Below are 15,031 nucleotides of genomic sequence, written 5' to 3' on the forward strand. Positions count from 1 at the left end.
TGAATGCCTGAGCATCAAGACGCAGAAGAACCCATTCGCACTTTGCCGCAAGTTACTGATCAACGCCTCCCGCGCGGCTTATGATCAGTTACAGCTGCTTCTCGCAGCTACTGCGTAACATCAGTTTTTTATCAAAATCATCAGCTTGTACAGCAGTGAAATTTGCGCCATCTTTTTCCTTCATTAAATCACTGACAATAACGTTGTTTCTTGAAAGCTTTGCATAAGCAGCTAAGCTAGTGCTTGCTAAACCAGCAAAATTGGCGACAGTGTTTTTACTCATGTTTTACTCTGCAAGGTTAGTGTTTAAATATTAAGGCTAAATTTTTATTACTTTGAATATCGTAATCAGTTTCAGAATCGAAGTCTGAACACCCCACGCCAGATGGCGCACTAAGAATAGTTCGATCTCTCTCGAACTCGCTATAGCCGATACTGTGTAACCGGATGGCAAGTGTATTAGTACGCAAATCATAAATTTCATAGCCAGATCGACTTAATCTTAATTCGCTTGGAATGTCTTCATTAACGAATTTCCACGAGTAGATAACGGGCAAAGAAAGATCGGCCGGTTTTTTCTCGTAAGACGTTTCGTCACCACGGTGACCACCAATATAACGAACATCGTAGATGTTATGATCATCTTCATCTGTATAACGAACAAACGCTAATTCCTTCATCCCTGATGCGGCCTTAACGTCTGACCAGCGACCGGCACTCCACCCCACATTGGGCTCTAATTTCTGATAGACACGTAATCCACCTTCTTTGGCGCAAGCTGCACGAAAGCGATAATAGCCGTAAATGTTTTCTGAGAATAAGGCCAAAATACCAATAATGGGCAGCAGACTAAAGTGCAGGCGTTTTATTAAGACAGAGTCATTGTTTACGACTGGTTTTGAGTCTCGTGTTTTTAGTGCCCAACGTAGCAGTGGTCTGCCCCAAAGCCAGGTTAAATAGCCAGTTAGGTAAATCAAATAGGCGTACCAGAGTAGATCAAATAATTTTGTCATGACTTCCAATCCCTTCCGCAAATAATTTCGTACAAGTGCTATTAGCTATTAGCTATTAGCTATTACGGCTGTTACCACATTTACTTCTTCTCTATTGCTTGAATCCATTTTGTATTCCCAATTTGAATCGAAAATTCATCCACTACTTTATTCCGTGCATTAACACGTACCGACTGCACATGACTCGAATCAGCCAGCGCCGCTGCCAATTTATTGACCAGCGCGGTTTGGTCGAAGAAATCGGTGAGGTACCCATTCTCCCCATCCCGAATCACTTCCCGTACCGGCGCGGTGTCCGAGGCAACCACGCAGCAGCCTGCCGACATGGCTTCGAGCAACGACCAGCTCAGTACAAAGGGGTAGGTGAGGTAGACGTGGGCTGTACTGACTTGCAGCACTTTTAAATATTGCTGGTACGGCAGCTTGCCCAGGAAGTGGGTACGGCTTGGGTCCAGCTGTACTTCAGCCAGCATCTTCTCGCGCCAGTTCGGTGCATCTTTGGGTTTGCTGCCGTAGCTGACATCATCGCCGCCCACAATCAACGTATGGAAGTCGCTGCGCTGTTGCTGCAATTGCGCCAGGGCGCGGATGAACTGCGGGAAGCCGCGATAGGGTTCCAGGTTGCGGGCAACATAGGTGATGACCTTGTCTTGCGTTGTCAGAACCCGGCCATCAGGCAGGGTGAAGCTGGCGTCGGCATCGGGCTTGGCTTGGTCGGTGTCTATGCCTTCGTGAATGACTTGAATCTTGGCTTGGTATTCGTCGGGGAAGCGAGACTTCTGCCACTGGGTGGGGGCAATGCCGATATCACAGGCATCGAGCGCCAACAGGTGCAGGGCATTCTTGCTGCGAATGCGGGCACGGTCGTCCAGGGTTACTAGGTAGGCTGGGTCGAAGCCAATGTCAGCTCCCTCTGCATGGTAAAACCATTCGCAGAAGTGGATTAAGCGGGCATGGGGGAAGATGTCCTTCACGAACAGCGACTCACCCCAGCCCGGATGAGCAATCACCACATCGGGGGTAAAACCCTGTTGCTGGAGTTTGATGAGGTGCTCGGCCACGGCCTGGCCAGCCAGAATGCCGGCTTCCAGCGGTAGCACATAGCGGTGTGTGGTTTTAGCCGGTGCGCGCTTGGGCTGATAGCGAATTAGCCGAACACCGGGCAACCCCGGCGCTTGTTGCTGGCCGATGGCGACGAGGGTGTGTTGGGGGTCTTGCGACAAGGCTTTGGCGAGGTGCCGAAACTGACCGGGGAAATTCTGATGTAGAAAAAGAACCTGCAAAGGCTTCTCCGCGTTGGCTTTAGTGTGGACTGACTAAGGGTTAGCCAAGCGTGAAGGTTGCATAAGACGCACGGCATTTTGGCGACCGGCGAATATACATGAGGAATTATGCAATTAGAATAATCTTAAACAACTGAATTTGTTGAGAAAACGGTTGAATTTGCCGGCTGATGTTCAATGAACAATTGTGCACTAAGCGCAAACCCAGATTCAGCCCAGCATTGCGCCGAGGCAAGGTATGCCATGGTAAAGATTCACACTCAGCAACCGTTTGTCGCTTGAGGTTAGGCTGAGGGGTGGGCAAATAGCCCTGATGGCATTCAAAGCGATGCGGGCAACCATACGGACGCATCCTTCAAGCATAAACAGACCTTTGCATCCCCTTTGGAATGGGCCGCTTTTAACTAGGTGCGCAGTAGAGTGCGCACCCCACACGCGCGCGAATTTGCGCACTGCGCACTTGATCTGTGAATGACAAAATCGTCGAGCGCTTAGCCTTCGGCCTATCCCTGGAATTGGTTCCAATGTGCACTTCAACATAATCGACGCCAGCGAAACGCTCTACGTCTAAGGACTTGTCTTGCCTTCTCGATCGGCAGGTAAACGTCCGTTGTCAGGCCCGGGCAGGCGTTAAGCGTCGACACGGAAGTTGCATTTGATAGCTAGACTGGTTGATTACGGCCATCGCAGCAGACGTAGGTTGGATATTGGGCAAAGTTCGCAGGCTAGGTTCGCATCGAAGTTCGCAGCAATACGCGTGAGCGCGAGATGCGAACTTTGTCTACCAGCGGTAATCGGGGGGTCTACGCCTAACGCATCGGGATTGAATTAACCCCCACCGCAAAGCAGCTGGCAGGCGGTTACCTACTGAGTTTGATATGGCACAGCGTAGTGGGAGCGAGATTCCTGTCTCACCCAAATCGCGCTGAGCTACCCGCTAAAGGTCGGAATGATCTTAAGGCGCGTATCAAAACGCTACGGTTAGCGCTACGAGTGTAGCGAAATGCAACGGACGAACGTCGCAAAACGCTACCCCAATGTAACGCCAAATGGCCCCCTTACTTCGCTCGCAGTAGGCAAAAGTCAGCATTCAAATCTGGTCTGCGGTCAACAAGACATAAGTGTCTCGCCAGATGCCAGCGATAAGGGGTAACCATTTTCGTCATTACCCAGATGGATCGCTGCTCTACTTACGGGACACTCCGACTGTGTTTTGGATGAGGTGAGTACCTACGCCGGTACAAGCTTCCCTTCTGCTAATCGGGCGTTTGGTGATACCACCTTTATGCCAGGGAGCAGTATGAGTGCTAGTCCGGGTAATCTCCTCAGTCTCATTTCGCAGCGCCGGTACAACGTCATTTCGCGCATTCATAAGACAAGTTACCAGCACTCGAATTTCAGCATCTGATCTGCCAGCGATTCGAGCTGCGTTCAATGCTGCAATTTCATCTTCAGGCCAGCCCACCATATTCCCACCAAGACTGACAGGCGCAGGAAAGGTGCCGTTGTCTATGTCACGGTAGATAGCACTGCGTGATTTGCCGGTGGCTTGTTCAACAGCCGGACGGCGCAGAAGAATACGTAAGATAGTTGCCATGTTTACCCTTTGAGAATTGAGGCGCTCAGCAGGGAACTGCTGAGAACATGGCCGGATGCTAAAGCGCGTCCCCGGTGTTTCGATTATGGTGACCTGATGGCCCATAATTTTTGGCAACTACTTTGCTGCTGAGACATTGCGGCATGGATTCCTGCATTAACCCGAGTGTTAAGCCGCGCTGAAGTGCCGCAAGGTGCTAAGAACCTGTCTAAAGTCTGCTGTGCGTCGGCAATATGGCGTTGAAAACACCCTCGGAATGCTCATTTACCACTTGTAAACTCCGCTTCCTCATCTGTTTTCGCCTTATCTCGCCCTAGCTCGCGAGACTTTAGACAGGTTCTAAGTGCAACCAACATTCAGCTTGACCGAAAATAGAGCGAGCAATGGCGGTAGTCATGGGGCATCTCCAGCTAAAGAAACCAAGCTGGCAAATGATCGATAAAAGGGAATGCAAATGCGCCAGCAAAAATTCTTGTCGGGGCATTTGTCGGGGCATTAGAGCAGCAGGGGCCAGAAAAACAAAAAAGGCCTACAGCGAAAAATATGTAAGCCTTTGATATTATTGGTCGGCGTGAGAGGATTCGAACCTCCGACCCCTTGCTCCCGAAGCAAGTGCGCTACCAGGCTGCGCCACACGCCGAAACGAGCCGTGCATTATGGCGACTCGATAAATCACTGTAAAGCCCGGAAAGACGCTTAACTATGTCTTTCCACTGCGAACTGGGCGAGTGCGCGCAATGCCTTTGAGGCTTGATTGTCGGGTAGGATGGCAATTGCGCTAAGCGCAAGTTGCGCCTCGATATGGGCGACTTCCATGGCAGCGCTAAGTGCGCCGCTAGATCTTACGGCAGCAAGGACATCGGCAAAGTTCTCGCGTTGGGCGTGGACAATGGCATTGCGTACAACAGCGGCTTGAGCTTCACTCCCTAAGCGCATGGCATGAATTAAGGGGAGAGTGCATTTCCCCTCAGCCAAGTCATCGCCCAAGTTTTTACCAATTTCGCCAGCTTCGCCAGAGTAGTCGAGCACATCATCGACTATTTGAAATGCAGTGCCCAAATGCATCCCATAGCTTGCCAAAGCGGTCTCGACTTTTGCGTCCTGCTTGGTTAGCAACGCGCCAAGGCGGGCAGCTGCTTCGAAGAGCTTGGCCGTTTTATATCGAATTACCTTCAGGTAGTCCGCTTCGTTTAGTTCTGCGTCACCGATATTCATCAGTTGCAGTACTTCACCTTCTGCAATGACGTTGGTTGCATCTGCCAATATCTGCATCACGCGCATATCATTCACACCTACCATCATTTGGAAAGCGCGTGAGTACAAGAAGTCACCAACCAAGACTGAGGCTGCATTGCCAAAAAGCGCATTGGCTGTATCGCGGCCCCGTCGCAAGCTTGATTCATCCACCACATCGTCGTGTAGCAAGGTCGCGGTATGGATGAATTCCACAACGGCGGCAAGTTCAATATGGTGCTGGCCCTTGTAGCCCAAGGCTTGAGCGGAAAGAAGCGTGAGGGCTGGTCTTAGGCGTTTGCCGCCGGAGGAAATGATGTACTCCGCGACTTGACGTACCAGTAGCACCTCTGAGTGAAGGCGATCGCGGATCAGAGCATCCACGGCTTGCATATCGGCGGCGATAACGGTTTTGACGAATTCGATGGTCACGGCGACAGGTATGAGCTTGGGAGAATAAAACCCGGCGATTATAGCCGAGCCTACGAGACCTGGACTCTCGGCTGGATAAGTCTTTATATGGTTGGCTGTCGGCGCTTTGCTTTAGTGGCAGTTTGATGGTGCCGTTGAGTGAGTGAACAGGCGAAAACTTGACCAAATTCAGCGACTTCCGTATAGTCCGCGGCTCCCTGCGCTCTGCGCGGGGTGTTACTCATTAGGAGCCCAGTCATGTACGCGGTCATAAAAACCGGTGGCAAGCAGTATAAAGTTGCTATCGGCGAAAAACTTAAAGTAGAACAGATTGCCGCCGACATCGACGCCCAAATCGTACTTGAAGAAGTGCTGATGGTGGTGGACGGTGAAGCGGTTTCGGTTGGCACACCTCTGGTTGCTGGCGCAACGGTCAAGGCAACGATTGTTGCTCATGGTCGCGGCGAGAAGGTTCGTATCTTCAAGATGCGTCGCCGTAAGCACTATCAGAAGCGTCAAGGTCATCGTCAGAATTTCACTGAAATTCGCATTGACGCTATCGTCAAGTAAGCTAAGGAGTCTGAAACATGGCACATAAAAAAGCCGGCGGTAGTTCGCGTAACGGTCGCGACTCAGAAGCCAAACGACTGGGCACCAAGGTTTACGGTGGTGAGCTGATCAATGCTGGTTCGATCATCATCCGTCAACGCGGTACCCGTTTCCACGCTGGCGACAATGTCGGCATGGGCAAAGATCACACGCTGTACGCCAAGGTTGATGGCTACGTGAAATTTGTGGTCAAGGGCGCGCTGAAGCGCAAGACTGTTATGGTCCTGCCCTACACCGGAGTTGAGGCTTAAGTCTCTTCCGGTAAGCGAAGCGCCGGTAACAGGGCGTTTCGCTTAAAATCGAAGCCCTATCGCCAGATAGGGCTTTTTCATTTAAGAACTTGTTTGCGATCTGTCATGGGCGGCTTCAACTTGAAGCACAACGCAGAGGTCGGAATGTACATGGGTACATGATGAATTCGAGCAGAACATGCGCCCTGATTACAGTCGTATAAGCAAGATTTGGAACAGGCACTAAGAGGTCGTTGGGTAGCGTCAGGCTATGTGTGATTTGCCCGCATTGCGCCGGTCCAATGACTGATTTATTACAGTAGCAAGGCGCTTTTAGCGTTTTCAGCTTTTTATTTAGCCGCAATGCGGTACTTGATTCACTTACCCGGAACGACCCGACCATGAAATTTATCGACGAAGCCCGCATCGAAGTGATCGCCGGCAAAGGTGGCAACGGCTCGGCCAGCATGCGGCGTGAGAAGTTCGTACCGCGTGGTGGCCCGGATGGTGGAGATGGTGGCCGAGGCGGTAGTATTTGGGCGGTGGCGGATAAGGATATCAATACCCTGGTCGACTACCGCTTTGTGAAGCAATACCGCGCTCTGCACGGTGAAAACGGCCGTGGCGCTGATTGCTATGGTAAGGGCGCGGAGGATATTTTCCTGCGCATGCCGGTCGGTACGGTGATTTGTGACAACGAAACGGGCGAGCTGTTAGCCGACTTGGCTAACGATGGCGAGCAGGTATTGATTGCCAAGGGTGGCAAAGGCGGATTGGGTAACCTGCACTTCAAGACGTCCACCAACCGTGCGCCGCGCAAGTTCACCCATGGTGAAGAGGGCGAGCAGCGTGAGTTGCGTCTGGAGCTGAAGGTGTTGGCCGATGTGGGCCTCTTGGGTATGCCAAATGCTGGCAAGTCGACCTTTATTCGTGCCGTATCAGCCGCTAAGCCCAAGGTTGCAGACTACCCATTTACTACTTTGCACCCAAATCTGGGTGTAGTGCGTATTGATCATAATCGCAGCTTTGTCATTGCCGACATCCCTGGTTTGATTGAAGGTGCTGCGGAGGGCGCAGGCCTGGGGCATCGATTCCTAAAGCACTTGGCGCGTACCGGTGTACTGTTGCACCTTGTGGATTTGGCTCCATTCAACGATGAGACCGACCCTGTACGCGAGGCAAAGGCTATTGTCGAAGAACTGCGCAAGTATGACGAGGCCTTGTACTTGAAACCACGTTGGTTGGTGCTCAACAAGGTTGATATGGTGGCCGAAGATGAGCGCGAGCAACGCGTAAAGGATTTCCTTGCGGCGTATGGGTGGACCAGTGCAGCTCCAGATCCTTTCGCACCGTTTGATCCCAATGCACAGCGCGTGTTCACGATTTCTGGTCTGACCGGCGAAGGTACCCAGCAACTTTGCTGGTCGCTGATGGAATATCTGGAAGCGATTCGTCCCAAGCGTGAAGTCGTGGTCGCGCCGCAGGATCAGCCGGCTTATGAGCCGTACGACCCGACTAAATCCTGATTCTGCATTGCACCGTGTCTGACGAAAAACTTGCCGACTTCCTGGCGACAGGACTCAATCCAATTGATGTCCCGCCGCTAGCCGATTTGCTGCAGTCACGGCCGTTGATCAATGCCTTCATTACGTTGTTTCATGGCAATGAAGAGCAGGTATTGATGCGGTTGATGGTGCTGCGTGAGATTGGCGCGCGCGGTCAGGAGCCTCGCTGGTCGCCCTCCCAATTGGAAGCGCACTTTGCTTATGTGAACTCAATTAAGTTACGTACCGTGTTGGGCCGTCTGCGTGAAAATGGGTTGCTGTTATGGGACGGTGACGAGGGCCTGTACCAAATTGCAGAAACCGGGCGCGTGGCATTGGCGGCGGTATCCACCTTATTGGCTTTTTCAGACCAGGATGCTGAGCTCGGTTATCTGACTTCGCAGGCGGTTGGGCAGCAGCAAATGGGGCGCGTTACCAATGAAACCCTGCAGCATTTGCTCGCAAGGTTGAATGAGCTGTACAAGCACTTCGAAGATGCCCTCGAATCGCAGTCCGAGTTTCAGATTCAAAAGGCGCAGAAGCGGCTTGAGTCGGTGTGGCGTTGGGTGCAAAAAGGTACGGAAGTAATCCGCGCCATGTTTGAGGATGAAAACCTTGAACGCCGGGTGCTGGATCAGGTTCAGGCGATTGGTATGGCGCAATCGCGCATTCTGCGTCTGACGGGCAGTTTTCAGCGCCGGCTTAATCAATTGCAAGCGCAACGTGTGCACTTGGGGGCTTCAGGCCTTACGTCCAGCGATATTGCGGAATGGCTGCGTACTGCCAGCCAGTCTGAATTGGCTGATATGGCGCGGAATATGTTGTGCTTTTCGCCCCAGCTTGCCTTGGTGACTGCCGCGGAGATGGTGGATGTCGCCGAGTTCGAATTGATTGAGCGTGAACGTGTTGCCGCGCAAGCCAATGTGTTGCCGGATAAGGTTGCTGCACCTGCGCTAAGTGCGCCGGAAGCGGAGCGCCTCTTTGAGGCTGAATCGCTGTATGCACTGTTGGCAGGTTTTTCGATGCCGACAGACTTGTTCCAAGCGGTGGTGGTGGATACTTATCCAGAAACTGCCTACCGTCTTTCCTTGCTTTCCTTGCTGGGTGATGCTGAGGCAGCCTTGGAGCAAAGCATCGTAGGCGATATGGTGAAACTGCCTTTACGCCTTAACCATGATGCAGAGGTCGTTGAACTGGACCATCCTGAAGTAGCCGCCATTAGCCGTGGTGAGCTGATTCCCCTTGCCAAAAGTGAAGCATGAAAGGTGAAGCCGTGGCTGCGACTATCGCAGTGACAATCTGTTTCACTTACCCCCTATGAATGACGCCCTTTCTATTCTTAGTGCCCGACTGATCGCCCATCGCTTTATCGTCCGTACCGATCCGCTGGCGCGCCGCGCCTTGGTGGATGAGGACTTTCGTCGTTCTTTGGAGCAGCGATTAAATGAAGTGGGCCTCACGCTGCTTGAAAACCCCTATGCCGAGCATATTGCTGTGGGGTTACAGCAAGATATGGAGGCCTTTGTGTTTGGCGAGGGTGAGGCTTGGCTTAGCAACAATATGAACTTGCCACGCGATGCGATTGCCCTGCTGATTGTGCTTTGGTCGCTCATTATCCTTCCCAAGCGCGAGCGCCAGGTTAGTCGGGCTGAAATTGAACGCGAAGGACAGGCTGATATGTTTGGTGCCGCTAAGCCTTTGGCCCAGGGTGAGGATGTGTCGGTGGGGGTGCCGGAAGATGCGCTGTTTGCTGATTTCCGCGAGAAACTAGGTGGCAAGACGCGTATGAATGCCAACCTTGGCCAATTGGCCCGGCTTGGGTTTATCGAACGGCGCAATAAGCTGATCCATGAGGGGCCACTATTGGATTTGATGCTCGATTACAGCATCCTGGCACCACGCATCATTGAGGGCGCGCTGGCTGAAGTGCTGAAGCGTCGTGCTGGCGAACTCGCCTCCAAAGAATAATTTGCCGCCTCAGGGCAGGCCTAGAAAGACTGCGTCACGATGTTCCAATTCCGAAAACTCGAAATGCGCAACTGGGACTTCTGGCAGAGCATCGAAGTCCCGCTCGACGCCCAGATTGTCACAATTGTGGGCCCGAATGGATCGGGCAAAACGACATTGTTGGATGCCTTGCGAACGCTGCTGGCACTGCCTTGTTCCGGGCGGCGCGATTATAAGCGCTACGTGCGTAATGCTTCTGAGCCTGTAGCGTGGCTGCGGGCCGTGGTGGATAACCCGGCCATGAAGTCAGGTGACTTTTTCCGTCAGCGCCCCTTCTGGGCTATTGCAGATGATGCCGTAACCTTGTTCTGTAGGGTCTCCAAGCAGGGGGGGGATTGGGTACGTCATTACGCAATTGCTGCTGGTGTGATTGAGTTGAACCCGATGTCCGAGAAGAGTCTGACTTGGCTTGGTGTACGCGACTACAAGCTGCATCTCGAACAGGCTGGTTTGACGCGTGCGATTGCCGAAGTGCTGGCGCTGGAACAAGGCGATACCGACAAGCTGTGTGAGTACGGCCCGAAGTCGCTGCTTGATCTGGTGTTCCAGGTCTTTGGCGATAAGGCGGTGTTGGATAACTACCAGCAGGCCAAGAATGAACAGCGTGAAGCAGAAAATGAACTGCAGGAGCTGACGCGCCAGCTTGATGGCTTGGAGGTACGCGTTAACAATATGCGTAGCCGTGCCCAGCGTTATTTGGATTGGCAGGTGTTGGAGCAGGAAGTACAGCGGTTGGAACATAGTGTGCTGCCTTCCCTGCGTTACCTTGAGTCTTATGATTCGGTAATGCATTCCGTCAGTCAGTTCAAGAGTGCGCGCCAGGTATTGAAGGCACGTCAAGAGGAGTTGGATCAAGCAGATGTTGAACTCCGGGGGCAGGCCGAAACCGCAGAGGCTGTGATTGTGGCAGAGCAGGCGGCTGATGCTAATTACAAGCAGCTGTGGGAGCCTTTTCAGCAAGCAAAGACCGAAGCTAAAGCAGCAGAGAAGTTGTTGGAGCAGCGTGATCGGATGAAAGCGCTCGCCGAGGCTGAGTCGGGCGCAGATGCGGCTGAATTGGGCGATACGTTGGGCCGCCTGCGTGGCGAGCAGGCGGAGCTACAACTGCAAATCAGAGAGGCTAAAAGGGAGCGGGAGCAACTCTCAGAATTGCTGTCCGCCTTGCAAGGCGGACGCCAGCATAGTGAGCCCTTTGTACGTCAGATGCGGGCCGCGTTGGATGAGGCAAGTATCGGTCATCAGTTGCTGAGTGAGATCGTCGAGGTGCGGGACAATAGCTGGCAGGCAGCGGTCGAGGCATTGCTGGCCCCCTATCGCCATATTATTTTGCTCAACCGTGATGCCGATCGCCAAACTGCTTACCAGATTGGGCAGCGTTTGCAGTACCGACATTTCATTGTGCCGGAGCGGGAGGCTGCGCCTAAGGCGATCCCCGGTTCCATCCTTGAGGTACTGGATATCAAGGCAGATGCGCCGGGCTGGCTGACACGACAGTTGAATCAGGTACAACGCGTGAAGTCGGTGGAGGCGGCGACGGCGATTTCTGGTGATTGGATTACCCGAGAGGGCTATCACAAGGAGCGGCGTGGAGGCCGGCATATTGGTGTTGACCCTCGCGAGCATCACTTTGGTGAAGGTGCACGTCAGTCCCGTTTGACTGAGGTTAGCCGGCAACTGCGAGATTTAAATCAGCAGGTACTGGACTGGGAGGGTGCTTCGGTTGAGCTTGGGCGTAAGGTGTCGGCGCTGCAATTGCAATTGGCGGGTATGGATGCGGTGCAACAGCTGGCGGCTCGGCGCGATGAGTTTGACGCCGCCGAAAAGATGTTGCCGGAGTTACAAGGTGAGGCGCAACGGTTAGGAATTGAGTTGGCGAATCAGCAGCAGGCCTTGGACCAAATGCGCCAAGCCGGAATGGACGCCCGCTTACGCCTAAGGGAAATTGAGATAGCGCGTAATGGCCTGCTTAAACAAGTGGGCGAGTTGTCATCCCAGGTGGAAAGTCGGCAACAGGAACAAACCCGGCAGATTGAAGAGGCCAAGCGTTTGCGAGCAAGCTTGATTGAGCGGGGGCTATCTGTACAGGCATTGCCTGCCCTGCGAGAAGAGTGGAGTTCGGCGCAAAATGTACGCCACGATATCCAGCGCCAGCATGAGCGCTTGGAGCATGGCGATTGGGAGAAGGACGCCAGCGTGCTGGAGCTGCGTGAAAAGATGCAGCAAGACTATGAACAGCTGGCAGACGAAACATCGGCACGTGGTCGTGAAGTGGATAGGGCGCACGAATTGACGAATGAAGCGCGTAGCGCCTATATCGCCAAGCTGCGCGCTACGGTGCGGGCCTATAGCGCCAATATCAAGCGCCTCGGGGAGTTGTCGGGCATTGTTGTGGAGGTTGATCCGCCCCATTTGGACAATGATGACATCACCTTGGCTCAAGCGGGTTTGGCGGTGCGTTTCGATTTTGACCAAAAGGGCATGATGGGGCTCAATGATGGTGAGGCTTCAGGTGGCCAGCAGGTGATGAAGTCTTTGATTCTGCTGATCGGCTTGATGATGGATGAAAGCAATCCATCGGGCTTCGTGTTTATCGATGAGCCATTTGCTCACCTTGATGTATTGAACATCGACAAGGTGGGAGCCTTCCTCAAGGCAACCCAAGCACAGTATCTGATTACCACCCCGCTTACCCACAACGTCAACGCTTTTGCACCTAGCGAGCTAACCTTGTGTACCTATAAGAAGCGCCCTGGTGAGCGCTGGGCACCTGTGATTAGCCAGGCTCGGCGGCGCGTGGCATCCGTCAGCCGGGCGGCTTGATCGAATTGTCGTGAGCGAAAAGTGAGGACATTCTGATGACGCATGCGGAAATCGAAGCACTATGTTTGGGTTTTCCTGGCGCGACGATGGATATCAAGTGGCGGGTAGAGAGGGTATTTTCAGTGGGAGGCAAGATGTTTTGTATCTGTGGGGCTGACCACAGGCAATCTCCGAGAGTGTGTTTTAAAGCAGAGCCCGCCCGTTTTCTTGAGCTAACTGATCAGCCCGGTATTTGGCCTGCGCCCTATTTGGCTCGCTACCATTGGGTGCATCTCGATCACCCAGCTGTTTTACCCTCCGAACACCTTGGTGTGTTACTACACCAATCATATCTATTAGTGCGCACCAAGCTTCCCAAGAAGCAGCGCAATGCATTATTAGCGCTGTAAACCCGATCGGATTGTCTGCATGAAACAAGTCTTTCATTACTTTGCCCCTTGCCCCCGTGGGCTGGAAACCGTCTTGGCCCAGGAGTTAGCTGAGTTGGGGGCGCTAGGTATTGCGCCAACGGACGGTGGCGTTGCTTTTCATGGCGATTGGCAGTTGATGTATCGGGCTAATCTACATAGCCGGATTGCAAGCCGCATTCTCTGGCGGTTGGTCGAGCGCAGTTATCGTAGCGAAGATGACATCTATAAGGCAGCACGCAGTATTGAGTGGCCGGAGCTGTTTCCTGTCTCGTGCACCATCAAGGTTGCAGTGACCGGAGTGGGTTGCAAGCTACGCAGCCTGGACTTTATCGCGTTGAAGGTGAAAGACGCTGTCTGCGATAGCTTTCGGGCGGCTTGTGACGAGCGCCCCAGTGTAGATACGGCAAAGCCCGATATTAGAGTCCATGTTTTTCTGACTGATCGACAGCAGACTATCTACATCGATACCAGTGGAGAGGCATTGTTCAAGCGTGGCTATCGACGGGAGACAGGTGGTGCACCGCTACGGGAAAACTTGGCTGCAGGCATTCTGCGCTTGGCGGGTTGGAAAGCGGATGAGCCATTGCTGGATCCAATGTGCGGTAGTGGTACTTTTCTGGTTGAAGCGGCGTTGATCGCCAAGCGAATGGCCCCAGGGCGTTGGCGTAATTTTGCTTTTGAACATTTCAAGCAATTTGACGCTATTGTTTGGAATGAGACTAAGCAATTGTCATTTGCTGCGGAATTGCCGAATGCAACTTGCGCAATTTATGGTAGCGACGATACACCGGAGGTCCTTGCCGCAGCGCGCGCTAATTTGACCGCGGCAGAGGTGGGCGATGCAGTGGTTCTGGAAGAGGCAGATGCCCTTGAGCGTAATGCACCAAGCCAGCCGGGCGTTTTGGTTTGCAACCCGCCATACGGTATTCGTCTGGAAGAGCAAACATGGTTGGATGCGCTCTACCCCATGTTGGGCAATGCGTTGAAACAGCGCTTCGCCGGCTGGCGCGCGTATTACTTCACAGCAGACTTACGCTTGGCTAAGTTAATCCGGCTATCTGCTAGTAAGCGTACCGTACTGTTCAATGGCGCCCTGGAATGCCGGTTGTTTGAATATAGAATGGTGGCAGGCACCAATCGCAAGCCCACCTAATCCGTTGCTGCAAGGCAGTACTATATACATACAGCCAGTTATGCGATGTGGCACTTATTCTTGACGCCCCTTTTGGGGCGTTTAGCGTTTGTGGGGGATATTTCGAGGTTCTGGCGATGAATTGAAGCGCTGTTTTTGGTCCGGGATTGCTGCGAAAGGGCGGTGTAGCGGGGTTTGAGCGGATTGTTGTAATTATTTTTATGTGCTGATTTGTTACGAATCAGAGGTTTATTTGTTTTGTTGGATGGGTTGAGCAGAAAGTTGTGTTTGGGGTGTTGACGCGTGTTGGGGCGGTGCGTATAGTTCGCCTCTCTGCTGCTGACGCAGACAAAAACGAAGCGAAACGAATGAGTTTAGCGGAGTGGGTCTGAAGAAGCAAACGCTCTTTAACAAGATACAACCGATAAGCGTAGGCGCTTGGCTGATAGCCAAGGCTTACGTAATGATTGAAACCGTTTTGCGGTTTTGATCTTGCAAAAGTCAGTATTGTTTCAAAAAAACAGAGATTGAACTCAAGAGTTTGATCCTGGCTCAGATTGAACGCTGGCGGCATGCTTTACACATGCAAGTCGAACGGACTTGGGTGCTTGCACCCAAGTTAGTGGCGAACGGGTGAGTAATGCATCGGAACGTACCGTGTAGTGGGGGATAACTTACCGAAAGGTAGGCTAATACCGCATACGATCTACGGAAGAAAGCAGGGGCTCGCAAGACCTTGTGC

At 52.7% G+C, this 15,031-nt stretch carries 13 protein-coding genes, 1 tRNA gene and 1 rRNA gene; 9 read left to right on the forward strand and 6 right to left on the reverse strand.

Translation table 11 applies throughout. The annotated features are described in order from the left end of the window. Positions 1-88 precede the first annotated feature (88 nt). The 6 genes from CSQ89_RS15655 to CSQ89_RS15680 all read right to left on the reverse strand — a co-directional run bounded on the left by CSQ89_RS15655 (position 89) and on the right by CSQ89_RS15680 (position 5,558). Positions 89-283, reverse strand: a complete 195-nt coding sequence (locus CSQ89_RS15655) for a hypothetical protein (RefSeq protein ID WP_099407057.1) — start codon at positions 281-283, stop codon at positions 89-91. A gap of 16 nt (positions 284-299) precedes the next feature. Then, positions 300-1,013: a hypothetical protein gene (locus CSQ89_RS15660; protein WP_099407058.1), complete on the reverse strand. Its 714-nt coding sequence runs from the start codon at positions 1,011-1,013 to the stop codon at positions 300-302. Between the two features lie 80 nt (positions 1,014-1,093). Then, complete coding sequence (locus CSQ89_RS15665; RefSeq protein WP_099407059.1) at positions 1,094-2,296, reverse strand: glycosyltransferase family 4 protein; 1,203 nt, start codon at positions 2,294-2,296, stop codon at positions 1,094-1,096. Between the two features lie 1,186 nt (positions 2,297-3,482). Further along, the gene (locus tag CSQ89_RS23860; RefSeq protein ID WP_374701360.1) at positions 3,483-3,998 is read right to left on the reverse strand and encodes a helix-turn-helix transcriptional regulator; all 516 of its coding nucleotides are present in this window, start codon (positions 3,996-3,998) and stop codon (positions 3,483-3,485) included. Between the two features lie 458 nt (positions 3,999-4,456). After that, positions 4,457-4,533 (reverse strand) — tRNA-Pro (locus CSQ89_RS15675). Between the two features lie 56 nt (positions 4,534-4,589). Beyond that, positions 4,590-5,558, reverse strand: a complete 969-nt coding sequence (locus CSQ89_RS15680) for a polyprenyl synthetase family protein (protein WP_099407060.1) — start codon at positions 5,556-5,558, stop codon at positions 4,590-4,592. A 237-nt stretch (positions 5,559-5,795) separates the two neighbouring features. On the opposite strand from CSQ89_RS15680, the gene rplU reads away from it, so the two are divergent. The 9 genes from rplU to CSQ89_RS15725 all read left to right on the forward strand — a co-directional run. After that, entirely contained in the window at positions 5,796-6,107 is a 312-nt protein-coding gene (gene rplU, locus CSQ89_RS15685) for a 50S ribosomal protein L21 (RefSeq protein ID WP_099407061.1), read from the forward strand. Between the two features lie 17 nt (positions 6,108-6,124). Continuing rightward, positions 6,125-6,397: a 50S ribosomal protein L27 gene (gene rpmA, locus CSQ89_RS15690; protein WP_099407062.1), complete on the forward strand. Its 273-nt coding sequence runs from the start codon at positions 6,125-6,127 to the stop codon at positions 6,395-6,397. 380 nt (positions 6,398-6,777) lie between these two features. After that, positions 6,778-7,902, forward strand: coding sequence for a GTPase ObgE (gene obgE / locus CSQ89_RS15695; RefSeq protein WP_099407063.1), 1,125 nt, complete (start codon positions 6,778-6,780; stop codon positions 7,900-7,902). Positions 7,903-7,916: 14 nt separating this feature from the next. Then, positions 7,917-9,182, forward strand: coding sequence for a hypothetical protein (locus tag CSQ89_RS15700; RefSeq protein WP_099407064.1), 1,266 nt, complete (start codon positions 7,917-7,919; stop codon positions 9,180-9,182). 55 nt (positions 9,183-9,237) lie between these two features. Then, entirely contained in the window at positions 9,238-9,888 is a 651-nt protein-coding gene (locus CSQ89_RS15705; protein WP_099407065.1) for a hypothetical protein, read from the forward strand. A gap of 39 nt (positions 9,889-9,927) precedes the next feature. Continuing rightward, positions 9,928-12,747 (forward strand): ATP-binding protein, encoded by a 2,820-nt coding sequence (locus CSQ89_RS15710; RefSeq protein WP_099407066.1) that lies wholly within the window; start codon positions 9,928-9,930, stop codon positions 12,745-12,747. A 35-nt stretch (positions 12,748-12,782) separates the two neighbouring features. Next, the gene (locus CSQ89_RS15715; RefSeq protein ID WP_099407067.1) at positions 12,783-13,136 is read left to right on the forward strand and encodes an MmcQ/YjbR family DNA-binding protein; all 354 of its coding nucleotides are present in this window, start codon (positions 12,783-12,785) and stop codon (positions 13,134-13,136) included. A 19-nt stretch (positions 13,137-13,155) separates the two neighbouring features. After that, the gene (locus CSQ89_RS15720; RefSeq protein WP_099407068.1) at positions 13,156-14,310 is read left to right on the forward strand and encodes a THUMP domain-containing class I SAM-dependent RNA methyltransferase; all 1,155 of its coding nucleotides are present in this window, start codon (positions 13,156-13,158) and stop codon (positions 14,308-14,310) included. Between the two features lie 508 nt (positions 14,311-14,818). Continuing rightward, a 16S ribosomal RNA gene (locus tag CSQ89_RS15725) occupies positions 14,819-15,031 on the forward strand; the annotation flags it as partial.

The organism is Chitinimonas sp. BJB300, from assembly GCF_002735695.1.
Lineage (GTDB): Bacteria > Pseudomonadota > Gammaproteobacteria > Burkholderiales > Chitinimonadaceae > Chitinimonas.